The organism is Sphingomonas sp. S-NIH.Pt3_0716 (assembly GCF_003950715.1).
GTDB lineage: Bacteria > Pseudomonadota > Alphaproteobacteria > Sphingomonadales > Sphingomonadaceae > Sphingobium > Sphingobium yanoikuyae_A.
The window spans coordinates 1-21,435 of sequence record NZ_QLJK01000050.1 but is presented as its reverse complement, the minus strand read 5'-3'; the positions used below and the strand labels follow the sequence as shown (position 1 = coordinate 21,435).

Here is a 21,435-nt window from a genome sequence, read left to right as displayed (position 1 = left end):
GGGTGTGGCCATATGTTTGACCCGTCCGGAAGCCGTGGGCCGCCTGCCCCGTAGCAGGGGGGCATCCCCCCCCGTGGCCCCTGCCGCGAGGACCGGCCAGCCGGCATGATTGCCCGGCTGCTGATCCTGATCGCGCGCGCCTGGCAGCTGGGTCCGTCCCGCATCCTCCCCCCCACCTGTCGCTATGCCCCCTCCTGTTCGGAATATGCGATCCAGGCGGTCGGCAAATATGGTGCGATCAAGGGTAGCTGGCTGGGGTTCAAGCGGCTAATGCGTTGCCACCCATGGGGTGGTTCGGGCTATGACCCGGTCCCCTGAGACATTGACGAGTATAGACGGCGGAGCCGAATAGCGTGGACGACAAGAAGAATATCATTCTGGCGGTGCTACTGACCGCCGCGATCCTGTTCGGCTGGCCCTATATCTCCGAACATTTCTTCCCGGCGGCCAATCCGCCCGCGACGAAGATCGAGGGCGGCAAGACCACCCCGCTGACCCCGGCGGGCGAGGCGCCGGCGCAGGACGCGTCGACCGCGATCCGCGATCGTGCGCTGGTGCTGAAGGAAACGCCGCGCGTCGCCATCCGCACGCCCAAGATCATAGGCTCGATCAACCTGAAGGGCGCGCGCATCGATGATATCGTGCTGCCGACCTACAAGGAAACCATCGCCAAGGATTCGCCGGCGATCCGCCTCTATAGCCCCAGCGGCACCAAGGATGCCTATTTCGCCGGCTTCGGCTGGCAGGGCGAGGGCATCAAGACCCCCGATGCCAACACCGTCTGGACCGCCAGCGGCACCGAACTGACCCCCACCAGCCCGGTCACGCTGAGCTGGAACAATGGCGCGGGCCAGAATTTCGAGATCCGCTATTCGATCGACGAAAATTACATGATCTCCGCCGCGCAGAAGGTGTCGAACAGCGGCACCGGCGCGATCGCGGTCAAATCCTATGGCTATGTCAGCCGTGCCGCCCCCTCGGCCGATCCCGACACCTGGACCATCCATGTCGGCCCGATGGGCGTGTTCAACGGCGCGGCTAATTATGACGTGAACTACAAGGATCTGGAAAAGGGTCCGGCCAGCCAGAGCTTCCAGTCGACCGGCGGCTGGATCGGCTTCACCGACAAATATTGGCTGTCGGCGCTGATCCCCGACCAGAAGGACGCCTTCACCGGCCAGATGCGCAAGGGTGCAGGCACCCAGTTCCAGACCGACATCGCGCTGGCGCCGGTCATGCTGGCCCCTGGCAAGGCGATGACCCAGACCAACCGGCTGTTCGTCGGCGCCAAGGAAGTGAAGACGCTGCAGGCCTATGAGCGTGCCGGCGTGCCGCTGTTCGACCGCGCGATCGACTGGGGCTGGTTCTACTGGTTCGAGCAGCCGATCTTCGCGCTGCTGCACTGGCTGTTCGAGACGCTCGGCAATTTCGGCGTCGCCATCATCTGCCTGACCTTCTGCGTCCGCGCCCTGATGTTCCCGGTCGCCCAGCGCCAGTTCGCCAGCATGGCGGCGATGCGCGCGGTGCAGCCCAAGATGAAGGCGCTGCAGGAGAAATATAAGGACGACAAGCAGCAGCTGCAGCAGAAGATGATGGAGCTGTACAAGCAGGAGAAGGTCAATCCGCTGGCCGGCTGCCTGCCCATCTTCATCCAGATCCCGATCTTCTTCGCGCTCTACAAGGTGCTGCAGCTGACGATCGAAATGCGCCACCAGCCCTTCGTGCTGTGGATCAAGGATCTGTCCGCACCCGACCCGCTGCATATCCTGAACCTGTTCGGCCTGCTGCCCTTCACCCCGCCCTCCTTCCTGGCGATCGGTGTGCTGGCGCTGCTGCTGGGCATTTCGATGTGGCTGCAGTTCAAGCTGAACCCGGCCCAGATGGACCCGATGCAGCAGCAGGTGTTCGCGATCATGCCGTGGATGATGATGTTCATCATGGCGCCGTTCGCCGCCGGCCTGCTGGTCTACTGGATCACCAACAACTGCCTGTCGATGGCGCAGCAATGGTGGCTGTACAAGCGCCACCCCGTGCTGAACACCGCGACGGCCACCAAGTAAGGAAAAGGAAATCCTCCCCGAAAGGGGGGGATTTTTTCGATATGACAGAAGACGACAACACCGCCCTGATCGAGGAAGCCCGCAAGCTGTTTTCCGGGCCGATCAGCTTCCTCAAATCCGCGCCGACGCTCGACTATCTGCCCGACATGGCCGTGAACGAGGTCGCCTTTGCCGGCCGTTCCAATGTCGGCAAATCGTCGCTGCTGAACGCGCTGACCAACCGCAATGGCTTGGCTCGCACATCCAACACGCCGGGCCGGACGCAGGAACTCAACTTCTTCGACGTCGGCGATCCGCTGCGCTTCCGCCTGGTCGACATGCCGGGCTATGGCTATGCCAAGGCGCCCAAGGATCTGGTCAAGAAGTGGCGGTTCCTGGTGAACGACTATCTGCGCGGACGCGCGGCGCTCAAGCGTGCGCTGGTGCTGATCGACAGCCGCCATGGCATCAAGGATGTCGACACCGACATGCTGGACATGCTCGACGGCGCGGCGGTCAGCTATCGCATCGTCCTGACCAAGAGCGACAAGATCAAGGCGAGCGAACTGGTCGCCGTGACGCAGCGCACCGCCGATGCGATCCGCAAGCGCCCGGCCGCCCATCCCGAGATCATCGCCACGTCGAGCGAGAAGGGCATGGGCATCCCCGAACTGCGCGCCGCCGTGCTCGAATCCGTAAGCCAGGGATAAGCCGATGGCCGACGATGATTATGTCTATGACGAAGCGAGCGGCGAATGGATCAGCGCGGCTGATGCCGCCGCCAGGGCCGATGCCGGCGATGCCGTGGAAGTGCGCGATTCGGTCGGCAATCTGCTGGCCGATGGCGACCAGGTGACGTTGATCAAGGATCTGGTGGTCAAGGGTGCCGGCCAGACGCTGAAGCGCGGCACGCTCATCAAGTCGATCCGCCTGACCGGCGACGCGCAGGAAATCGACTGCCGCTATGACGGCATCAAGGGGCTGGTGCTGCGCGCGGAGTTCGTGCGCAAGCGCTGAGCGCGTTCAGAACAGGCTATATTGGCCGCTGCCGCGCAGCGGCCATCGCCCCAGCAGCTCATGATGGGTGCGGCCGACATGGCTGCATAGCAGCACGAAATCCTCCACCCGCCAGTGAAAGCCGCTGATCCGCTGGGTCGCCGGGGGACCGTCGCGATAATAGAGCGTCTGGTGCGGGTTGAAGCTCCAGCCCGGACGGGCGCCCACCCCTGCCCGCTTCATCGCCAACGCCACCTTGCGCTGCAATTCCCGGAGCGGCGGCAGTGCATGCGCCGGCCGCAGCGCGGCCGACCGGCCGCCCTCGCTCAACTGATCCAGCGACAGATCGAACGGATCAGCCAGGATGCCGGTGAAGCTGCGGTGCATCGCCTTCACCAGTGCATAGGGATAGTCCGGCCAGTCGTCGGTGATCCCCAGCGTGATATGCTGGTGCGCCGGCAGGATACGATGGGCATCGGGCGCCAGCGTCTCGGCGAAATGGTCGATTTGCCGCGTGATGCGGGTCGGCGGCTTTAGCGCCACGATCAGGCGATAGAGCGACGGCGTGCGGGCAAGCATGGCGAACATCCTCCGAATCGGAATATGTTCACTATATGTTCTTTTCTTCATCCTGACGAATCCGACGCATCCGAATCCGCTCTGTCAGCGTTGAACCGGGCAGAAGAGGAGAGCGACCATGGCCCAGCAGACCATCGCCACCCTGGCAGACAAGATGCAGCAGATCGATTTCGCGATGCTGTCCACCCATACCGAGGACGGCCAGATCGGCGCCCGGCCGATGAGCAACAATCAGGACGTCGCCTATGGCGGCGACAGCTATTATTTCACGACCGAAGACACGCTGATGGTGAAGGATATCGAGCGCGATCCGCGGGTCGGCCTGTCCTTCCACGGCAAGGGCGGCCTGCTGGGACAGCGCCCCCTGTTCATCGCGGTCGAGGGCCGCGCCGATCTGATCCGCGACCGCAGCGCCTTTGAAGCGCATTGGAATCCGGACCTGGAGCGCTGGTTCGCGCAGGGTGCAGATACGCCCGGCCTGGTGATGATCAAGGTCCATGCCGAACGCGCCCATTATTGGGACGGCGAGGATGAAGGCGAGCTGGAGCTGTAGCCGTTACCGCGCGCGCCATTGTCCGAATCGGGCTGGCACTGGCCTATGCGATTGCGGGCGCGGCGCATCTGATGCGACCGGCCGGTTTCGTGGCAATCACGCCGCATTGGGTGCCGGAGCCGCAAACCGTCGTCGCCCTGACCGGCATCGCGGAACTGGCCGGCGCCGTCGGGCTGATGATCCCGGCCACGCGCCGCGCCGCCGCGATAGCCCTGGCCCTCTATGCCCTGTGCGTCTGGCCAGCCAATTTCAACCATGCCCTGCATGACATCCCGCTGGGCGGGGTGCATCTGAGCTGGTGGTATCATGGCCCCCGGCTGGCGCTGCAGCCGGTGATCATCTGGTGGGCACTCTGGGCCGGGGCGGTAATCGACTGGCCATTCCGCCGACGATAGCGGTCAGGCCTTCGCCAGCAGGTCGGCGATCAGGGCGATCTCGTCGGCACTGTTGTAGATATGGGGGGAGAAGCGGATGGTCGGCTTGCCGTCGGCCTTGGACGGGGCGACCACCACCTTGCCCTGGGTCCACAGATGATCGCGGATCGCCAGCACATCCTTGCCGGCGAAGGTCGGGGTGATGACCGGGCCGGTCAGCCCCTTGGTGGTCGTGCCGACCAGCTTCGCGCCGGGCAGGCGCAGCACCATGTCGCGCATCTGGTCGCCGATGGCGAAGGCGCGGCGCTCCACCTCCGCCTCGCCGATCGCATCCAGCGCATCGAGCGTCGCGTCGATCGCGATCAGCTTGGGATCGTCGCGCTGGCCGAGAATCTCATATTTTTGCGCGGTATCGAGATTCTTCTCATCGGTCAGCCAATAGCCATGGCTGAGCATGATCGGCTGGAGCTGTGCCTGGCCTTCGCGCCGGACATAGAGGACGCCGCCCTCCAGCGGCCCCATCATCCATTTATGGGTGCTGCCCGAATAGGAGTCGACGCCGAGCGCCGGCAGGTCGAGCCGCAGCCAGCCGAAGGTCTGCGCGCCGTCGCCATGCAGCCAGATGCCTTTGGGCCGAGTCAGCGCAGCAATCTGCGCCAGCGGGAAGATCATGCCGGTGACGTTCGACATGTGCGACAGGAAGATGGCGCGGGTGCGCGGCGTAATCGCGGCGGCAAACAGATCGACCACCGTCTGGGCCGAGGTCGCATAGACCGGCACCGGCAGGATCTTGAGCACCAGCCCCTCGCGCGCGGCGCGCAGCTTCCATGTCTCCAGGGTCGAGGGGTGGTTGTGGTCGGTCAGGATCACCTCGTCCCCGGCCTTGAGCGCGAGGCCGCGGACCGCGACCGTGTTCGCCTCGCTGCTGTTGCGGACCAGCGCGATTTCCTGCGCGCTGACGTTCATCCGCTTGCCCAGGCGCGCGCGCAGGGCGTCGGCGGCAACCGGATATCTGGTGCGATACTGGGGCGAGGGGTTGGCCTGGAACGCCTGCGTCTCGCGCTCATGCGCGGCGATCGCGCTGCGGAAGGCCGGGCCGATATTGGCGGCGTTGAAATAATGGATGTCGGGCGCCAGCAGCAACTGGTCGCGCATCGCATTGCCCGTTGTCGCCGCGCGCGCCGCCAGCGGCAGCGCCGCCCCCACGACCGCCGCCGCCTGCAACAAGCCCCTGCGCGAAACGTCCTTGCTCCGGTCGGTCATGCGATGCCTCCTGCCCTGTTCCAACCCGTTGACGAATAACCGGCAGCAAATCCCCTAATCCCGACAGGCGGTTGTCTTTCGGGGGGAGCGGCCTAGTGTGGCGCCCAATCCCTATCCCGAACCGTTGAGAGAGCGATGACCCGGCACATTCCATGGATCCTGACTGCGCTGGTGGGCGCGGTATCGCTGGCGGTCGTCGCGGTCTCGCGCGGCGAAACGGTCAATGCGCTGTGGATCGTGGTCGCCGCCGTCAGCTGTTTCCTGGTCGCCTATCGCTATTATGCACTGTTCATCGCCCGCGAGGTGATGCGGCTCGATCCGGCGCGCGCCACCCCGGCGATTCGCCGCGCCGACGGGCTGGATTATGTCGCGACCGACCGCACCGTGCTGTTCGGCCATCATTTCGCGGCGATCGCCGGCGCGGGGCCGCTGGTGGGGCCGGTGCTGGCGGCGCAGATGGGCTATCTGCCCGGCACGCTGTGGATCATTGCCGGCGTCGTGCTGGCCGGCGCGGTGCAGGACTTCATGGTCCTGTTCATCTCCATGCGCCGCGACGGCAAGTCACTGGGCGAACTCATCCGCATGGAAATGGGCCAGGTGGCGGGCACGATCGCGCTGTTCGGCGCCTTCATGATCATGGTCATCATCCTGGCCGTGCTGGCGCTGATCGTGGTCAAGGCACTGGCCGAAAGCCCCTGGGGCATGTTCACCGTCGCGGCCACCGTGCCGCTGGCCATGGCGATGGGCGCCTATACGCGCTGGATTCGCCCCGGTCGCATCGGCGAAGTGTCGATCCTGGGCCTGATCGGCCTGCTCGCGGCGATCGTCTATGGCCAGGCGATCGCGCAATCGCCGGTCTGGGGGCCGATCTTTACCTTCACACCGGTGCAGCTCTGCTGGATATTGATCGGCTATGGCGCGGTCGCGTCGGTGCTGCCGGTCTGGCTGCTGCTGGCGCCGCGCGATTATCTGTCGACCTTCCTCAAGATCGGGGCGATTGCCGCGCTGGCGATCGGCATCGTCATCATGGCGCCGCCGCTCAGGATGCACGCCGTCACCCAGTTCGCCACGGGCGGCGGGCCGGTCTGGTCGGGCGGCCTCTTCCCCTTCCTGTTCATCACGATTGCCTGCGGTGCGGTGTCCGGCTTCCACGCGCTGATCGCCAGCGGCACCACGCCCAAGCTGATCGCGACCGAGAGCGACGCGCCGCTGATCGGCTATGGCGCGATGCTGATGGAGGCGTTCGTGGCGATCATGGCGCTGGTCGGCGCGTCGATCCTGGACCCCGGCATCTATTTCACGATGAACAGCCCGGCCGCCGTGATCGGCACCGACCCCGCCAGCGTGTCCGCCGCCGTCACCGCCATGGGCTTCCCGATCAGCCCGGACCTGATCGTCCAGACGGCCAAGGATGTTGGCGAACATACGATCATCAGCCGGGCGGGTGGCGCGCCGACGCTGGCCGTGGCGATGGCGGAAATCTTCAGCCATGTGTTCGGCGGCCCGGCGATGAAGGCCTTCTGGTATCATTTCGCCATCCTGTTCGAGGCGCTGTTCATCCTGACCGCCGTCGATGCCGGCACCCGTGCCGGCCGCTTCATGCTGCAGGATCTGATCGCGCTGGCCGTGCCGAGCTTCAAGGACAGCAAGAGCCAGTTGCCCGGCTTCATCGCCACGGGCCTGTGCGTCGCGGCCTGGGGCTTCTTTCTCTATCAGGGCGTCACCGATCCACTGGGCGGGGTGAACACGCTGTGGCCGGTGTTCGGCATTTCCAACCAGATGCTGGCGGCAATCGCGCTGATGCTGGGGACGGCCGTGCTGTTCCGGATGAAGCGCGACCGCTTCGCCTGGGTGACGATGGTGCCGGCCGCCTGGCTGCTGATCTGCACGCTGTCGGCCGGCTTCCTGAAGCTGTTCTCCGCCGATGCGAAGGTCAGCTTCCTGGCCCATGCCGCCAAATATAGCGCGGCGCTGGACAAGGGCGAAGTGCTGGCGCCGGCCAAGTCGATGGCGGAAATGCGCCAGATCCTGTTCAACGATTATGTCGATGCCGGGCTGGTTGCGATCTTCCTGGCGGTGGTGCTGGCATTGCTGGTGTTCACCATCCGCACCTGCCTGGCAGCACGCGGTTTCGCCGCGCCGACCGCGCGCGAGATTCCGGCGCAACTGGTCACGACGCCATGAGTCAATTCCTGCAGACATTGCGGCGCATGGCGCATCTGATGGTCGGCCAGCCCGACTATGACGCCTATCTGCGCCATATGCGCGACCATCATCCCGGCCATGCGCCGATGGATCGCACCGCCTTTTTCCGGAACCGGCAAGAGGCACGCTATGGCGGCAAGAATGGCGGGAAATGCTGCTGAACGATTGCGCCTGATCAGCGCTTGGCGTTGAAGCCGGCGACCATGCCGGCGGTGATCGACAGGGCGATTTCCGCCGCGCCGATCGCGCCGATGTCGAGCCCCGCCGGCCCGTCGATCCGGGCAAGATCATCCGCGCCGAAGCCCTGCGCCGCGAGCCGCTCAAGCCGCGCGGCATGGCTGCGCCGGGAGCCCAGCGCCGCGACATAGCCGGTCGGGGCGGCGAGCGCCGCGATCAGCGCGGGATCATCGATCTTGATGTCATGGCTGAGCGTCACGACAGCGGTGGATTCGCCGGGATGGCGCGCGGCGATCGCCGCGTCGGGCCAGCGATCGTCCAGCTCGATGCCGGGAAAACGCTCCGCCGTCAGGAAGCGGCCGCGCGGATCGATCACCACCGGTGTGACGTCGATAGCCTGCGCCAACGCGGCAAGCGACTGGGCGATCTGCACTGCGCCGACGATCAGCAGGCGGCGCGGCGGATCATAGCGGTTAAGGAACTGGCCCTCGACCACGGCCTCACGGGTGATACCGCTGTCCAGATCGGTCGAGAGCGTGAGCGCCCGGCCGCGCGCGCTTTCCGACGCGATCCGGTCGAACAGGTCGGGGGCAAAGCCACCCTCCCCCACCGGCTGGACCAGCACGCTGATCTCGCCGCCGCACGGCAGGCCAACCTCCCACGCATCGCCATCGGCCACGCCATAATGCGCAACATGGCCGGGCCGGCCGGCAATCACCTCGGCCCCGCGCTGCAACACATCGGTCTCGACACAGCCGCCCGATATGCTGCCCTCCAGCCGGCCATCCTGATGCACGATCATGTGGCTGCCACGCGGGCGCGGCGCCGATCCCCAGGTCGATACGACGGTTGCCAGCGCCATTGACGCACCGCGCCATTCGATCGCCTTGCGGATCACCGCGCCATTATCGTTCATGATCCAGCCTTCCCCTGTTTTCCTAGACATAGGAAAGGCACGGCGCCTTTCAAAGACGGACCAGGCTTCTCAGACCAGCCGCCTGCCTGTCCAGACGACCCGACCGACGATCGCCACCATCGCCGGATCGATCTCGGTCCAGTCGGGATAATGGGGATTGTCGCTCAATACGCTGAACCGGCCGCGCAATGGCCCCATCGCCACCCGCTTGACCATCAGCACGCCGTCGAGCCGCAGCACATAGACGCCGTCACGCAGGCGATCGGCGTCATCCTCATGATCGACCATGATGTCGTCGCCATCGTTGAGCGTGGGCGCCATCGATTCGCCATCGACCCGGATGATCGACACGCGCTGCGGCCGCACGCCCAGATGCCGTAGCCATTGCGCGTCGAACGCCATCACGCCCGCGGTACGCTCATCCTCATCCAGCGAGCCCGCGCCGGCGGAGGCGCCAAGCGACAGGCGCGGCACCGCCACCACCGCAGGCAGGCCGCGCACACGCGGGATCGGTGCGCCGGCTGGCAGCGGACTGCCCAGCATCGTTTCCGCCACACCGAAATAGCGCGCCAGGATACGGCGATCCGCCTCGTCCAGCTTGCGCGGCGTGCCGCGCTTGATGAACTGCTGGATATAGGCGGGATTGCGCCCGATCAGCCGCGACAGATCGGCATAATTTTCCCCGCGTTCGACGATCAGCCGATCGAGGGCAGTCCGGGCGTCCTGCGCTTCATCCATGTTGCATCCATAATGATAGGAATTTTCCTAGACAAGTAGGAAAATGAATATGAGATAGGAAATTGCCTATCGATTCGCAGGGGGCGAATCGACCCGACAAAGGAGAGGTCCGTCCATGCTGCTGCGCACGATCGAGAAATTCCTGCGAGACTATCAGATAGCGCCGACCCGTTTCGGTCGCGACGCCGTGCGCGATCCGCGCCTGGTCTTCGACCTGCGCATGGGGCGCGATCCGGGCGATCGGGTAAAGAGACGAATAGAACATTTCATGAACGAATATCGCAGGAGCGTGAGCCAATGACAAGCGCCGACATGCTGCGCACGAGCGCGAATCTGGTCCGTAATCGAGCAGGAGAACGGCGCGAGGCCGATCCGCTGGCCCAGTTACTGGTTCAACTGATCGCCCGGATCGGCGAGCCGGCGACGGTCGAGCGTGCGGTCAGCCGCCCCTGGGCCAGCGCCCTGTTCGAGGGGCGCCGCCATGTCATCCTGTTGCGGGTGGCGGGCGGCAGCCTGCGCGCGCGCCGGGAGGCGCTGGCCAGCGAATTGCAGGAAGCGGAATGGACATTGCCAGGCCATTTCGTCGCCGACATGGTGATCGACGACCTGCGCGGCGATGCGGAGGGCGAATGGATCGAGCTGTCAGCCCTCACCATCCGCGACTGGTAGCCTGATCGTTTAGCGCGGGCGCCCGGTCATGGTGCGCAGCGTGCCGAGCGCGGCACGCAGCGCATCCTCGACATCTTCCGACACCGCCTCGCGCACCGGCACCGCCGAAGCGATCGGCATGTCGGCGATGACGCGCGGCGCGGTCGCCGGTCGGCCACGCTGGACCAGCGCCCGCTCCAGCCGCTCGGTCAGTTCGGTGATCGACAGGTTGTCGATGCTGCGCGCGCTCGGGGCGGGCGATGCCTCCGCCCTCGGAACGAAAGGTGCAGGCTCGGGCGCAGGATCGAACGCCTGTATCGACTCTTCGATCACCGGTTCCGGGACGAAGGCAGGGGCCTGCTCGACAATCGGCTCCGGTGCGATATCGGTCGGCTCTTCGTCAAAGGCGGCAAATTCCGCCACTGCCTCTTCTTCCCAGGGCTCGAATATAGCGTCTTCCGGCGGCGCGAACGGCGCGCGGCCGAGCGGGATCGGATTGCTCGACAGGGTCGGCATGGCGTCGAACGGACGCGAGAAGGCGGGCGCGGGCGCGATCGCCATATCCTCGACCGGTGCCTCTTCATGCGGGGTCGGCATGGCAAAGGCGGCCGGCGTCTCCATGCGCACCACCGTCGCCGCCACCGGCTCTACCGAATCGCTATCGACCACCAGACGGCGACGCCCCGATTCCGGGCGCGCGAAGATATCGGCGCCGCCAAAATCGCGGCTGGCAAAAATCGGAGGACGGGGCGGCGCATCAGGATGCGCGTCGGCGCGGCGCTGCGCGGGCGCGGCCTCTTCAGCAGCGGGCACATTGCGTCCGCGGGCAAGCGCGGTCAGCTTTGCAAATGCGAAACCCATTTTTCTTGCTCCTTGGGCGTCTGGATGACGCCTTCCGCTTATTCTCAAGCGCCTGTGCGGCGCATCCGATCCATTTCGCCGCACCGCGGCCACAATTCCTACACTCATAAACGCGGCAAAACCGGCCAGCAGCAATCTTGCCTTCATGCCCAGCGGCGGACCGGCCGCCGGGATCGTCTCGCTCAGGCCGCTCGATGCGACCAGCATTTCCATCCAGCCGACCGGCAGGGTCAGCACCACCAGGGCGCCGCAGCCTGCCGCGACCAATGCCATGATGGCCAGTCCCCGCATGGACGGTGTGAACTTCGGCATCGCCGCCGTTCCTCAGGCCGCCTTTGCGGTCGAGTCCCGTCCCAGAAGTCGCTGGTAAACAGGCTCATAACGCAAAATGTTTGACGACCAGTTACGCTCCCTCTCGACGAAATCGCGCGCAACGATGCGGCGTTCGTCCCAGAAGCCGCGATCCGCGAACATGCCTGCCAGCGCCTGCGCGATCGCGGCCGGGTCGTCCGGCGCGAACAGGGTGCCGGTCACGCCATCCTCGATCAGTTCGCGATGGCCGCCGACGCTCGACGCAGCGACGAGTCGGCCCTGTGCCATTGCCTCCAACGGCTTCAATGGCGTCACCAGATCGGTAAGGCGCATCGCCTTGCGCGGATAGGCGAGGACATCGACCTGGGCATAATAATGTTCGACCTGGTCGTGCGGCACCCGGCCGACAAAGACGATATGGTCGGTGAAGGGCGAGGCCAGCGCCTGATCGCGCAGCGCCTGTTCCATCGGCCCGCCGCCGACCAGCAGCAGCTTCGCCCTGGGCCGCGCCCGCACGAGTCGGGGCATGGCGGCAATCAGATCATCCAGCCCTTCATAATCATAGAAGCTGCCGATGAAGCCGACGACATCCGCCCCTTCGAGCCCCAGCTTCGCGGTCAGAACGGGATCACGCGGCACCGGCGCGCCGAACTGATCAAGATCGACGCCATTGGGCGAGACGGTGATCTTGGCCGAGTCGATTCCGCGCGCAACCAGATCGGACCGCAGCCCTTCGCAGATGACGGCAACCGCGTCGGCCGCACGGACCGCATGGGTTTCGAGCTGGCGGGTCAGCCAGTAGCGTGGGCTGCCTTCGGTCCCGGTGCCGTTACCGACCGCCGCATCCTCCCAGAAGGCACGAATCTCGTAGATCAGCGGAATGCCGTGGCGGCGCGAGACTCGCTGCGCGGCCATGGCATTGAGCACCGGCGAATGGGCATGGATGATATCCGGCCGCCACTGGCGCACCAGCGACTCGATAGCATCGGCATGGGCGGAAATGTCGCGCCACTCGCGCAGCAACGCATTGCCGCCGGCCGCTTCGCCCGGCGTGCGGTGGAAATGCAGCCCATCGACCAGCTCCTCCTGCGGCCCCGCCGCGACATGGCGCCGGCCGGTCAGCCCGCGCACATCCCAGCCCTTGGCCAGTTGCGCCCGCAGGATAGCCCGCGTGCGGAACGTGTAGCCGCTGTGCATCGGCAGGCTGTGATCGAGAACGTGAAGGATACGAGTCATAGCGGTAACTTTTTGCCGAAAAAGGTTTAACGCCCCGTCAACTCTGTCACGCTAGGGATTTTCCGGGGCAAGAGTCCAGAACCGGCAGATCAAAACACGCAATGATTGATACCCTATCCCTGCTGATCAGCCATGGCGTCATCCTGCTGGCCGCCTGGCGGCTGCTGTCGCGCCCGGACCTGGATCGCGACATCGACACCCCGCCGGCATCGCCGGACGGAGACGCCGCCGATGCGTGACCTGTTCTTCATCGCCTTCCTGGGCGCCTTCTTCCTGATGGGATTCAAGCGGCCGTTCCTTCTGGTCATCATCTACGCCTATATCGACATCGTTTCGCCCCAGCGGCTCTGCTATTATCTGCTCAATTCGATCCCGATCTCGCTGATCGCCTTCGTCTGTGCGGTCGGTGCCTGGATAGTGGTCGACGACAAGAAGGATTGCCGTTTTTCCGCGCGGCAGGTGCTGTTGCTCGTCCTGCTTGCCTGGTGCGGTTATACGACCGCGACCGCCGATTTCCCGATCAACGCCGCGACCAAATGGGCCTGGGTATGGAAGGCGATCGTCTTTGCCGTGTTCCTGCCGCTGGTGCTGCGCACGCGGCTGCGGATCGAGGCGCTGGCGCTGTTCATGGTGCTGTGCGCGAGCACGATCATCATCAATGGCGGCATGAAGACCGCGCTGTCGGGCGGCGGCTATGGCGTGCTCAATCTGATGGTCGACAATAATAGCGGCCTGTATGAGGGTAGCATCATTTCCTGCGTGGCGATCGCGCTGATCCCGATCATCCTGTGGCTGACCCAGCATGGCACCATCTTTCCGCCCGACTGGAAGGTGAAGGCCTTTGCCTATGCACTGTGCCTGGCCTGCATGCTGATGCCGGTCGGCACGGAGGCGCGCACGGGCCTGGTCTGCCTGGTGATCCTGGCCGGCATGATGCTGATGCGGTCGAAGCGCAAGTTCGTCTATGGCCCGCTGCTGGCCTTTGCCGCGCTGGCGGCCATCCCCTTCCTGCCCGCCAGCTTCACCAAGCGGATGCAGACGATCGAGAATCACCAGGGCGACGAGAGCGCGTCCACCCGCGTCGCGGTGTGGATGTGGACGCTCGACTATGTGAAGACCCATCCGGGCGGCGGCGGCTTCGACAATTATCTCCAGAACAGCTTCACCTATTTCGCCCAGAGCGAGGTCGGCGATGGCGACGAGAAGCGGATCGAGCGCCGCCTGGTCACCGACAAGGGCCGTGCCTATCACAGTGCCTATTTCGAGATGCTGGGCGAGCAGGGCTATTTCGGCTTCTTCCTGTGGGCGCTGCTGCACCTGAGCTGCTTCATCCGCACCGAATCGATCCGGCGCATGTATCGCAAGCGCGACGGACCGGATGAGGCCTGGATCGCGCCCTTCGCCGTGGCGCTGCAGCAGGGCCATGTCGTCTACATGATCGGATCGCTGTTCGTGGGCATCGCCTATCAGCCGTTCATCTTCATGATGCTCTCGCTCCAGATCGGCCTCGACACTTATTTGACCCGCAAGCGCAAGGACGCCGGACGCGTGCCGTTCTTCGAACAGCCTGGCGCACAGGCGGGAGTGACGGCATGACCATGGAATTGCGGATTTTGGGCTGGCTTCAGGGACTGATGCTGGGATTGATCCTGGCTGCCCCGCTGCTGTCCCCCGCCTATATGCCATGGGGCGTGCAGATGCTGTTTGCCCTGTCCGCCTTCCAGTTGCGGCAGGCCGACCGACGCTGGGCATTGCGGCCGGGCATGACCGGCTGGATCAGCCATATCCGCATGGCGCCGTCGCGGATGCTGCCCTGGGCGGCGAGTGCCGTCGTCGCCTTCATCGCGGACGGTGCGGGCGCGGCGGCCCCCGGCGCGATCCTGCTGGCGGCGCTGACCTGCGAATTGCTGCTCTATCCGCTGCTCACCCGCCTGATCGGCGGCTGGCAGTGGCGCCGTGCCGCGCTGGCGATGATCGGGCTGATTGCCGCCTGCGCCATCGTGCCGGCCGGCGCGATGCAGAATATCGCCATGTTCGCGCTGGGCGTCACGGGCTGCCTGTTCTGGCTGCGCGGACCCGACGGCGACCTGCGGGCGACCCTGGCGGCCTTTGGCGGCGGATTTTCGGCGATCACCCTCGCCTTTGCCATGCCCGCCACCATGATGCTGGCCTTCCCGCTGGCGGTCATCAGCCTGATCGTCGGCTGCGCCCAGGCGACGACGGTGCGCCGCCAATTGCTGCCCTGGACCGGCCATTATGGCGCGGGCACCGGCTGGTTGCAGCGGCTGCGGTCGCGCCCGTCCTGACAGCGCCGGGCAGGCTGCACGCGGAACGAAGCCGATCATCACGGGTTGGACCGGGAGAAAGAAGGTCGCCCGGTTCCCATGTCGTCCCCCGCCATCATCCACAGCCATGACGGCATGCCCGGCATCAGCCGGCGCGCACTGAAGCAGGGATGGGCCTATCGCGCGGCGGACGGCAGCCGCATCACCGACCGGGACGAGATCGACCGGCTGAACGCGATCGCCATGCCGCCGGCCTATCGCGACTGCTGGTTCTGCCCCTCCCCCCACGGCCATATCCAGGCGACCGGCTATGATGAGCGGGGGCGCAAGCAATATCGCTATCACCCCGATTTCCGGGCCGCGCGCGAGGCGGAAAAATATGCCGGCTGCCCCGCCTTCGGCCGCGCCCTGCCGCAACTGCGGGCGCGGATGGAGGAGGATCTGTCGCGGCGCGGCCTGCGCAAGGCGCGGACGATCGCGGCAGTGGTGCGGCTGCTCGACCTCGCCAAGCTGCGGGTCGGCAACGAACATTATGCCACCACCAACAAGAGCTTCGGCGCGACGACGCTGCGACGGCGGCATGTCGACCTGAATGGCCGCAGCCTGACCCTGCGCTACCGCGCCAAGTCCGGCAAGGAACAGCAATTGAGCATCACCGACAGCCGCCTGCTGCGATTCGTGCGAGCGGTGCAGGATCTGCCGGGCCAGCATCTGTTCCAATATCTGGACGAGGATGGCGAGGCACGGCCGATCAGTTCGAGCGACGTCAACGCCTATATCGCGCAGGCCATGGGCGGTGACTTCACCGCCAAGCATTTCCGCACCTGGGGCGCATCGACCATCGCCTTCGAGACGCTGGCGGCGGACCATGTCTCGCTCAAGGAGATGATCGAGCCGGTCGCGACGGCGCTGGGCAACACGCCGGCGATCAGCCGCAAATCCTATATCCACCCCGCCCTGATCGACCTGTGCAAGGACGGACAGGATGAATGGCGGCAGGGGCTTCGCCTGCCGCGCCGGACGCGCTATCTGTCGCGTCACGAACGCGGGCTGATCGCGTTCCTCGACGATCTGGCCAACGCTCCCCCGCTGGCAGCAGCGGCCTGATCGAGCCCACGGACCATCAATCAAGGATCAGCATGGCCAACAAGAACGACCCCGGCATCGACATCAATGTGCGTGCGCCCAACCTCACGGAAATGTGGCATTCGACCATCGCCTGGTTCCAGCTTCATTATATCCAGATCCTGATCGCCATCGGCGCGGCCACGATCATCTATCTGGCGCTCGCCACGTTGCGCCGGATCGGCACCAAGCATCGCGGCCGGCGTGGCGACCCGCTGGGCCTGGGCAATGTGCTGAGCCGCGCGGCGGCGCGCACGACGCAATATTTCATGATCATGGTCGCGGCCCGGCTGGTGGTGGTGTTCGCCGACGCGCCCGCGTCGCTGGACAAGACCGTCACCTTCTTCTTCACCATCGCCGTGGTGGTGCAGGCCGCGATCTGGGCACGGGAGATCATCCTGGGCCTGATCGAGCGCAAGACGCTGGCCGAGGATGGCCAGGGCGAGACGTTGGCCAATGCCATGGGCCTGATCCGCATCCTCGTGACATTTGCCCTGTTCGCGATCGCCGCGATCGTCGTGCTCGACAATCTGGGCGTCAACGTGACCGGCCTGGTCGCGGGTCTGGGTATCGGCGGCATCGCGATCGGCCTTGCCGCGCAGGGCATCTTCTCCGATCTGTTCGCGGCGCTGTCGATCATCTTCGACAAGCCGTTCCGCCAGGGCGAGACGATCACCTATGACACGACCACCGCGACGGTCGAGAAGATCGGCCTGAAATCCACCCGGTTGCGAGCCGTCACCGGCGAGAAAAAGGTGATTTCCAACGCCAATCTGCTGCAGAAGGAAATCACCAGCTATCAGACGCTGGACCATCGCCGGATCAAGTTCCCGATCGGTGTCATCTATCAGACCGCGCCCGATCTGGCGGCGGAGATCCCATCCATCCTCAAGACGATCATCGAGGAACTGGGCGGCAATTTCGTGCGCTCCGGCTTCATCGGCTTTGGCGCATCCAGCCTGGATTTCGAGGTCGAGTTCGACGTCTATCTGCCCGGCTGGGACGAAATCTACCTGGTGCGGCACAAGATCGGCCTGGCCGTGCTGCGCGAATTCAACGCGCGCGGCATCGAGTTCGCCTATCCGACCCAGACGACCTTCACCGCTGCGCCCGACGGCCGGATGATCATGCCCTATGCCGAGGTGCAGCCGGTCCGCCGCGTCGAGGAGTAGCGCAGGACGGCTCGCTTCACCGCAGGACGGATTCGGCTGGTCCCCTTTCCGCTTGCCGGCGGGGACCGGCCGCGCCCTTACCCATCCATCACCAATGACTGATATGGATTTGCCATGAAAATGAACCGGATGGCGGCCCTTGGCCTGCTGATCGCTGCCCCCCTTATGACGCCTGCCGCCCATGCCGAGGGACTGGGCGCCGAAGTCAATTATGGCCGCGCCGACGGCCATTGGGGCACCGAGATCGGCGCCGGCTATGCGCTCGACATGGCGGGTTTCAGCCTGACGCCGGGCGGCGGCGTCTATCTGCGCGATGGCGACACCAAGCTCTATGGCCGGGTCGAGGCGGCCTATACGATTCCCATGTCGGTCTCGATCGGTGCCGGCGTGCGCTTTAGCGGCGACAATACCCGCCCCTATGCGACGCTGGCGATGCCGCTGATCCCCAAGCTGCGTGCCAAGGCCAATGTCGGCCCGAAATATTATAGCGTCGGCCTGACGCTGGGTTACTGAGCCAAGACAATCTGCCGTGATCGGCGGACCCGGCAGGGTCACGCCGACGCGACAGGTCCGAAGTTCACAGTGTCGTCGGGCAAATCGGGCCGTTTGCGCCGGATATGCACCGCCCGCGCCGCTGTCACGCGACAGCGGCGCGACACCTGGGTCACAACTGCCTGCCGATCGGGTCACGACCAGGCGACGATGACGCACCATCGAAGCGACACTTGGGTCACGCCGCCCATCGGCGACGGGCGATGACGCGGATTGCATCGCCGAGGATAGACCAGAGAATGGCCGAGTAGGAAAGCGGTGGCCGGTTGGGGGCTGGCTTCAGACGGCTGCCCCCCTCCACCATCCTGCGGATGGTCCCCTTCCCCGCGCGCGGGGAGGAATATCAGCCCTGGCCCCAGAGGGTGCCGGGGTGGAGCAGGCCGTCGCGCAGCGGCAGGGCGCCGTCACGATCGTTCGCCAGCAACAGCGCACCGTCGAGATCGATCCAGTCGGCGCCCTGCGCCACCAGCGCGGCAGGCGCGATGCCGAGCGAGGTGCCGAGCATGCAGCCGACCATGATGCGAAAACCGCGGGCGCGCGCTGCCTGTGCCAGGGCCAGCGCTTCGGTCAGGCCACCGGCCTTGTCGAGCTTGATATTCACCGCGTCGAAATCGCCCAGCCGGTCGAGATCGGCGCGGGTGTGGCAGCTTTCGTCGGCACAGAGCGGCAACGGCGCCCGCAGGCCCGCCAGCCTGTCCTCCCGCCCGTGCAGGATCGGCTGTTCCACCATTTCCACGCCCAGTTCGGCGAGCGCCGCCGCCTCCGCCACGATGTCGCGGTCATGCCAGCTTTCATTGGCGTCGACGATCAGCCGGACGCCGGGCGCACCGGCGCGCACGGCGGCAATACGGGCATGATCGCCCTCCCCCGTCAGCTTGCATTTGAGCAGGCCAAAGCCGCGCGCGACGGCAGCGCGAGCATCGACCTCCATCCGCTCCGGTTCGCCCAGGCTGATGGTGAAGGCGGTGGGCAACGGCGTCGGTGCGGCAAGGCCGGCCAGTTGCCAGACCGGGACGCCGGCCCGTTTCGCCTCCAGATCCCACAGCGCGCAGTCGAGCGCGTTGCGCGCGGCACCGCGCGGCATCGCCTGCAACAGCGCCTCGCGATCGAGCGGCCCGGCATAGGCGTTGATCGCCGCCGCGCAGCCCTGTGCGGTCTCCCCCTCATAATAGATGGCCGTCCCCTCGCCCCGCCCGACATGATCGCCGTCGCCCACGGTGCAGACGACGACGTCCACCTCCGTCTTGGCGCCGCGGCTGATGATGAAGGCGCCCGCAACCGGCCAGCGTTCGACCGTCGCGGAAATTATACGGGTCATCGGCGTTTCCTGCGTCATGATTTGACCAATTGGATGGGCGTCATATGCGTGAAACAGGACTGCTGGCATAGTCCCCGCCTTTGCGACAGGAGCGTATTTCCCCGTGACTTCCCGTGAATTGACCGGCTTCCTCTCGCTGAATGAATCCGAACCCGTCACCGATGATCTGTCCCGCCGCATGTCCGACATGGCATGGCGCCTGACCTTTGGCGCGATCGGCTGGCCCTGGCTGCTCGCCAGCCTGTCGGGCGGGCGCAAGGCGGACAAGCGCGCGCTGCTGGACGAACTCAAACTGCCCCATGATGCGCTGCCCCATCTGGGAAGCTGGAAGGCCGATGTCGGTTTCCTGCGCCATATCGTGCGCGAGATTGCGCGGCTGCGGCCGGCGCATGTCGTCGAACTGGGCGCGGGCGCATCCTCGCTGATCGCGGCGCGGGCGCTGCAATTGCATGGCGGCGGACAACTGCACAGTTTCGACCAGCATGGCGGCTTTGTCGATGCGACCCGGCAATGGCTGGCCGACCATGCGCTGGACGTGGATATCCGCCATGCGCCGCTGACCCACGAAAGCGCCGACTGGCCGGGCCGCTGGTATGCGATCGACCGGCTGCCCGAGCAGATCGACCTGATCATCATCGATGGCCCGCCCTGGAGCGTGCATCCGCTGGTGCGGGGCGCCGCCGACAGCCTGTTCGCGCGCCTCTCCCCCAATGGCGTGGTACTGCTGGACGATGCCGCGCGGCCGGGCGAGCGGCTGGTCGCGCGCCGCTGGCGCAAGCGCTGGCCGCATATCGATTTCCGCCTGAAGCATGACGGCACCAAGGGGACGCTGGTCGGCCGGCGCCGCGACATGTCGCAGCCGGTGGCCAACGACAATGAGGCCGGGCGCGGCTGGCGCCATGTCGGGCGGGCGGCGGCGATCGCCGCGCTGCTGGCGACGGGGTGGATCGGCCGGGGCGCGCTTGGGGAATTTCCCCAGGCGGCACAGGCCAGCACTTTCCTGGACGAGGCGGCCGCATCGCGCCGCGCCGGCCTGCTGCGCCAGCAGATGGCGTCGCAGGTCGAGAGCGCCAAGCTGGACGATGCCGAAATCCGGCGGTCGACCGGCATCGTGCTGCCGCGCCTGCCGGCCAATTGGCAGGTGCGGGACGTGCAACTGTTCCCGACCGCCGACAGCCCGGCGATCGCGATCGCGCTGACCACCGAAAAGGGCGAGCAATTGTCGCTGTTCGCCGACCGGGCGGAAACGCCGGCGGAAGGGCAGCCGCTGATCGCGGAGCGGCGCGACGGCACGGTCGCCTATTGGGAGGCCGGCGACATGGCCTATGCATTGACCGGCAAGGCGGATACGCCGCGCCTGATGGCGCTGGCCGAGCGGATCGCACCGGCGGCCTGAGCGGCGGGATGACGCGCGCCCATTGAGGCGGGCGCGCCGCGCTGCTAACGCCCCGACATGGAGGATGCCACCGCACCCGCGCCGCGCCGCGCCGATCGCCCTGCCCTGTCGAGTCTGGCCATGCTGTGGCGCTTTGCGACGCGCTATCCGGCGCGGATCGCCGGGGCGCTGACCGCGCTGATCGTCTCTTCCGCGGCGACGCTGGCGATCCCGAGCGGCTTTCGCCTGGTGATCGACAAGGGCTTTACCGGCGGCGGCGATATCAGCCGCTGGTTCGAATATCTGTTCCTGCTGGTGGTGATCCTGGCGCTGGCAAGCGCGCTGCGCTTCTATTTCGTATCCTGGCTGGGCGAACGGGTGGTCGCCGACATTCGCAGCGCGACCCAGGCCAATCTGCTGCGCCAGGCGCCGGCTTTCTTCGAGGAGAACAGGCCGTCGGAGATCGCATCGCGCATGACGGCGGACACCGCGATCATCGACCAGGTGGTGGGATCGACCGTGTCGGTCGCGCTGCGCAACCTGGTCACCGGCATTGGCGGCCTCATCTATCTGTTCGTGCTTGCGCCCAAGCTCGCCGGCCTGCTGATCCTGGGCATACCGGTGATCGTGCTGACGCTGGTTACGCTGGGCCGGCGAGCTTGGGCGCAAGCACGAACAGATAGATGAGGCCGCCAATGCCGGTGACCAGGT

General features: G+C 65.9%; 25 protein-coding genes and 1 pseudogene. 19 read left to right on the top strand and 7 right to left on the bottom strand.

Annotated features, from left to right (window positions below; translation table 11 throughout):
- Positions 1-105 precede the first annotated feature (105 nt).
- From yidD to BRX37_RS24525, 4 genes are read left to right on the top strand one after another with little or no spacing between them, the layout of a single operon-like run.
- Positions 106-318, top strand: coding sequence for a membrane protein insertion efficiency factor YidD (gene yidD / locus BRX37_RS24540; RefSeq protein WP_004210035.1), 213 nt, complete (start codon positions 106-108; stop codon positions 316-318).
- A gap of 35 nt (positions 319-353) precedes the next feature.
- The gene (yidC, locus tag BRX37_RS24535; protein ID WP_010336897.1) at positions 354-2,060 is read left to right on the top strand and encodes a membrane protein insertase YidC; all 1,707 of its coding nucleotides are present in this window, start codon (positions 354-356) and stop codon (positions 2,058-2,060) included.
- A gap of 41 nt (positions 2,061-2,101) precedes the next feature.
- Entirely contained in the window at positions 2,102-2,749 is a 648-nt protein-coding gene (gene yihA, locus BRX37_RS24530; RefSeq protein ID WP_010336896.1) for a ribosome biogenesis GTP-binding protein YihA/YsxC, read from the top strand.
- Positions 2,750-2,753: 4 nt separating this feature from the next.
- A complete protein-coding gene (locus BRX37_RS24525) occupies positions 2,754-3,056 on the top strand; it encodes an alkylphosphonate utilization protein (protein WP_037507361.1) in 303 nt (100 codons plus the stop codon).
- 6 nt (positions 3,057-3,062) lie between these two features.
- On the opposite strand, the gene BRX37_RS24520 is transcribed toward BRX37_RS24525, so the two are convergent.
- Entirely contained in the window at positions 3,063-3,614 is a 552-nt protein-coding gene (locus BRX37_RS24520; protein ID WP_125989998.1) for a 2'-5' RNA ligase family protein, read from the bottom strand.
- 118 nt (positions 3,615-3,732) lie between these two features.
- On the opposite strand from BRX37_RS24520, the gene BRX37_RS24515 reads away from it, so the two are divergent.
- Positions 3,733-4,167, top strand: a complete 435-nt coding sequence (locus BRX37_RS24515) for a pyridoxamine 5'-phosphate oxidase family protein (RefSeq protein WP_004210025.1) — start codon at positions 3,733-3,735, stop codon at positions 4,165-4,167.
- Between the two features lie 17 nt (positions 4,168-4,184).
- Complete coding sequence (locus tag BRX37_RS24510) at positions 4,185-4,562, top strand: DoxX family protein (RefSeq protein ID WP_206434219.1); 378 nt, start codon at positions 4,185-4,187, stop codon at positions 4,560-4,562.
- 3 nt (positions 4,563-4,565) lie between these two features.
- On the opposite strand, the gene BRX37_RS24505 is transcribed toward BRX37_RS24510, so the two are convergent.
- Entirely contained in the window at positions 4,566-5,804 is a 1,239-nt protein-coding gene (locus BRX37_RS24505; RefSeq protein ID WP_125989994.1) for an aminotransferase class V-fold PLP-dependent enzyme, read from the bottom strand.
- Positions 5,805-5,939: 135 nt separating this feature from the next.
- Between BRX37_RS24505 and BRX37_RS24500 the strand changes: the two genes are divergently transcribed.
- Both BRX37_RS24500 and BRX37_RS24495 read left to right on the top strand, forming a co-directional pair.
- Positions 5,940-7,988 (top strand): carbon starvation CstA family protein, encoded by a 2,049-nt coding sequence (locus tag BRX37_RS24500; protein ID WP_125989992.1) that lies wholly within the window; start codon positions 5,940-5,942, stop codon positions 7,986-7,988.
- Positions 7,985-8,170 carry a YbdD/YjiX family protein gene (locus BRX37_RS24495; RefSeq protein ID WP_010336890.1) on the top strand — a complete coding sequence of 62 codons (186 nt, stop codon included), beginning with the start codon at positions 7,985-7,987 and terminating at the stop codon, positions 8,168-8,170. Before BRX37_RS24500 ends, BRX37_RS24495 begins: the two co-directional genes overlap by 4 nt.
- Before the next feature lie 14 nt (positions 8,171-8,184).
- On the opposite strand, the gene BRX37_RS24490 is transcribed toward BRX37_RS24495, so the two are convergent.
- Both BRX37_RS24490 and BRX37_RS24485 read right to left on the bottom strand, forming a co-directional pair.
- Positions 8,185-9,102 (bottom strand): XdhC family protein, encoded by a 918-nt coding sequence (locus tag BRX37_RS24490; protein WP_125989990.1) that lies wholly within the window; start codon positions 9,100-9,102, stop codon positions 8,185-8,187.
- A 69-nt stretch (positions 9,103-9,171) separates the two neighbouring features.
- Complete coding sequence (locus tag BRX37_RS24485) at positions 9,172-9,840, bottom strand: S24 family peptidase (RefSeq protein WP_125989988.1); 669 nt, start codon at positions 9,838-9,840, stop codon at positions 9,172-9,174.
- Positions 9,841-9,955: 115 nt separating this feature from the next.
- Between BRX37_RS24485 and BRX37_RS24480 the strand changes: the two genes are divergently transcribed.
- Together BRX37_RS24480 and BRX37_RS24475 are read left to right on the top strand one after the other, a co-directional pair.
- Positions 9,956-10,141: a hypothetical protein gene (locus BRX37_RS24480; RefSeq protein WP_125989986.1), complete on the top strand. Its 186-nt coding sequence runs from the start codon at positions 9,956-9,958 to the stop codon at positions 10,139-10,141.
- Positions 10,138-10,509 (top strand): hypothetical protein, encoded by a 372-nt coding sequence (locus BRX37_RS24475; protein ID WP_125989984.1) that lies wholly within the window; start codon positions 10,138-10,140, stop codon positions 10,507-10,509. Before BRX37_RS24480 ends, BRX37_RS24475 begins: the two co-directional genes overlap by 4 nt.
- Before the next feature lie 9 nt (positions 10,510-10,518).
- Here BRX37_RS24475 and BRX37_RS24470 read toward each other — a convergent pair whose 3' ends face one another.
- Complete coding sequence (locus BRX37_RS24470; RefSeq protein ID WP_318276913.1) at positions 10,519-11,349, bottom strand: hypothetical protein; 831 nt, start codon at positions 11,347-11,349, stop codon at positions 10,519-10,521.
- A gap of 145 nt (positions 11,350-11,494) precedes the next feature.
- On the opposite strand from BRX37_RS24470, the gene BRX37_RS27500 reads away from it, so the two are divergent.
- Positions 11,495-11,719 carry a hypothetical protein gene (locus tag BRX37_RS27500; protein ID WP_318276912.1) on the top strand — a complete coding sequence of 75 codons (225 nt, stop codon included), beginning with the start codon at positions 11,495-11,497 and terminating at the stop codon, positions 11,717-11,719.
- On the opposite strand, the gene BRX37_RS24465 is transcribed toward BRX37_RS27500, so the two are convergent.
- Positions 11,674-12,897 (bottom strand): TIGR04063 family PEP-CTERM/XrtA system glycosyltransferase, encoded by a 1,224-nt coding sequence (locus tag BRX37_RS24465; protein ID WP_125989982.1) that lies wholly within the window; start codon positions 12,895-12,897, stop codon positions 11,674-11,676. The two genes, BRX37_RS27500 and BRX37_RS24465, sit on opposite strands and share 46 nt — an antisense overlap.
- Positions 12,898-12,998: 101 nt before the next feature.
- Between BRX37_RS24465 and BRX37_RS26945 the strand changes: the two genes are divergently transcribed.
- The 6 genes from BRX37_RS26945 to BRX37_RS24440 all read left to right on the top strand — a co-directional run bounded on the left by BRX37_RS26945 (position 12,999) and on the right by BRX37_RS24440 (position 17,992).
- Positions 12,999-13,136 (top strand): hypothetical protein, encoded by a 138-nt coding sequence (locus BRX37_RS26945; RefSeq protein WP_004210005.1) that lies wholly within the window; start codon positions 12,999-13,001, stop codon positions 13,134-13,136.
- Complete coding sequence (locus tag BRX37_RS24460) at positions 13,129-14,493, top strand: putative O-glycosylation ligase, exosortase A system-associated (protein ID WP_010336883.1); 1,365 nt, start codon at positions 13,129-13,131, stop codon at positions 14,491-14,493. Before BRX37_RS26945 ends, BRX37_RS24460 begins: the two co-directional genes overlap by 8 nt.
- On the top strand, positions 14,490-15,203 hold the full coding sequence (locus BRX37_RS24455) for a hypothetical protein (protein WP_125989980.1): 714 nt from the start codon (positions 14,490-14,492) through the stop codon (positions 15,201-15,203). Before BRX37_RS24460 ends, BRX37_RS24455 begins: the two co-directional genes overlap by 4 nt.
- 78 nt (positions 15,204-15,281) lie before the next feature.
- Positions 15,282-16,289, top strand: a complete 1,008-nt coding sequence (locus tag BRX37_RS24450) for a DNA topoisomerase IB (protein WP_125989978.1) — start codon at positions 15,282-15,284, stop codon at positions 16,287-16,289.
- 32 nt (positions 16,290-16,321) lie between these two features.
- Positions 16,322-17,479: a mechanosensitive ion channel family protein gene (locus BRX37_RS24445; protein ID WP_125989976.1), complete on the top strand. Its 1,158-nt coding sequence runs from the start codon at positions 16,322-16,324 to the stop codon at positions 17,477-17,479.
- A gap of 114 nt (positions 17,480-17,593) precedes the next feature.
- Positions 17,594-17,992 carry a hypothetical protein gene (locus BRX37_RS24440; protein ID WP_125989974.1) on the top strand — a complete coding sequence of 133 codons (399 nt, stop codon included), beginning with the start codon at positions 17,594-17,596 and terminating at the stop codon, positions 17,990-17,992.
- A 382-nt stretch (positions 17,993-18,374) separates the two neighbouring features.
- Here BRX37_RS24440 and dgcA read toward each other — a convergent pair whose 3' ends face one another.
- The gene (dgcA, locus tag BRX37_RS24435; protein ID WP_125989972.1) at positions 18,375-19,349 is read right to left on the bottom strand and encodes an N-acetyl-D-Glu racemase DgcA; all 975 of its coding nucleotides are present in this window, start codon (positions 19,347-19,349) and stop codon (positions 18,375-18,377) included.
- Between the two features lie 103 nt (positions 19,350-19,452).
- On the opposite strand from dgcA, the gene BRX37_RS24430 reads away from it, so the two are divergent.
- Positions 19,453-20,745 carry a class I SAM-dependent methyltransferase gene (locus BRX37_RS24430; protein ID WP_125989970.1) on the top strand — a complete coding sequence of 431 codons (1,293 nt, stop codon included), beginning with the start codon at positions 19,453-19,455 and terminating at the stop codon, positions 20,743-20,745.
- Positions 20,746-20,802: 57 nt separating this feature from the next.
- Positions 20,803-21,408, top strand: a pseudogene (locus BRX37_RS24425) (ABC transporter transmembrane domain-containing protein); the annotation flags it as partial.
- Between the last annotated feature and the right edge of the window lie 27 nt (positions 21,409-21,435).

What these genes read in the sequence shown, in the direction of transcription:
- yidD (WP_004210035.1), top strand. Translation starts at nt 106, where the DNA reads ATGATTGCCCGGCTGCTGATCCTGATCGCGCGCGCCTGGCAGCTGGGT.
- yihA (WP_010336896.1), top strand. Translation starts at nt 2,102, where the DNA reads ATGACAGAAGACGACAACACCGCCCTGATCGAGGAAGCCCGCAAGCTG.
- BRX37_RS24525 (WP_037507361.1), top strand. Translation starts at nt 2,754, where the DNA reads ATGGCCGACGATGATTATGTCTATGACGAAGCGAGCGGCGAATGGATC.
- BRX37_RS24520 (WP_125989998.1), bottom strand. Translation starts at nt 3,614, where the DNA reads ATGCTTGCCCGCACGCCGTCGCTCTATCGCCTGATCGTGGCGCTAAAG.
- BRX37_RS24515 (WP_004210025.1), top strand. Translation starts at nt 3,733, where the DNA reads ATGGCCCAGCAGACCATCGCCACCCTGGCAGACAAGATGCAGCAGATC.
- BRX37_RS24505 (WP_125989994.1), bottom strand. Translation starts at nt 5,804, where the DNA reads ATGACCGACCGGAGCAAGGACGTTTCGCGCAGGGGCTTGTTGCAGGCG.
- BRX37_RS24500 (WP_125989992.1), top strand. Translation starts at nt 5,940, where the DNA reads ATGACCCGGCACATTCCATGGATCCTGACTGCGCTGGTGGGCGCGGTA.
- BRX37_RS24495 (WP_010336890.1), top strand. Translation starts at nt 7,985, where the DNA reads ATGAGTCAATTCCTGCAGACATTGCGGCGCATGGCGCATCTGATGGTC.
- BRX37_RS24490 (WP_125989990.1), bottom strand. Translation starts at nt 9,102, where the DNA reads ATGAACGATAATGGCGCGGTGATCCGCAAGGCGATCGAATGGCGCGGT.
- BRX37_RS24485 (WP_125989988.1), bottom strand. Translation starts at nt 9,840, where the DNA reads ATGGATGAAGCGCAGGACGCCCGGACTGCCCTCGATCGGCTGATCGTC.
- BRX37_RS24480 (WP_125989986.1), top strand. Translation starts at nt 9,956, where the DNA reads ATGCTGCTGCGCACGATCGAGAAATTCCTGCGAGACTATCAGATAGCG.
- BRX37_RS24475 (WP_125989984.1), top strand. Translation starts at nt 10,138, where the DNA reads ATGACAAGCGCCGACATGCTGCGCACGAGCGCGAATCTGGTCCGTAAT.
- BRX37_RS24470 (WP_318276913.1), bottom strand. Translation starts at nt 11,349, where the DNA reads ATGGGTTTCGCATTTGCAAAGCTGACCGCGCTTGCCCGCGGACGCAAT.
- BRX37_RS27500 (WP_318276912.1), top strand. Translation starts at nt 11,495, where the DNA reads ATGCCCAGCGGCGGACCGGCCGCCGGGATCGTCTCGCTCAGGCCGCTC.
- BRX37_RS24465 (WP_125989982.1), bottom strand. Translation starts at nt 12,897, where the DNA reads ATGACTCGTATCCTTCACGTTCTCGATCACAGCCTGCCGATGCACAGC.
- BRX37_RS26945 (WP_004210005.1), top strand. Translation starts at nt 12,999, where the DNA reads ATGATTGATACCCTATCCCTGCTGATCAGCCATGGCGTCATCCTGCTG.
- BRX37_RS24460 (WP_010336883.1), top strand. Translation starts at nt 13,129, where the DNA reads ATGCGTGACCTGTTCTTCATCGCCTTCCTGGGCGCCTTCTTCCTGATG.
- BRX37_RS24455 (WP_125989980.1), top strand. Translation starts at nt 14,490, where the DNA reads ATGACCATGGAATTGCGGATTTTGGGCTGGCTTCAGGGACTGATGCTG.
- BRX37_RS24450 (WP_125989978.1), top strand. Translation starts at nt 15,282, where the DNA reads ATGTCGTCCCCCGCCATCATCCACAGCCATGACGGCATGCCCGGCATC.
- BRX37_RS24445 (WP_125989976.1), top strand. Translation starts at nt 16,322, where the DNA reads ATGGCCAACAAGAACGACCCCGGCATCGACATCAATGTGCGTGCGCCC.
- BRX37_RS24440 (WP_125989974.1), top strand. Translation starts at nt 17,594, where the DNA reads ATGAAAATGAACCGGATGGCGGCCCTTGGCCTGCTGATCGCTGCCCCC.
- dgcA (WP_125989972.1), bottom strand. Translation starts at nt 19,349, where the DNA reads ATGACCCGTATAATTTCCGCGACGGTCGAACGCTGGCCGGTTGCGGGC.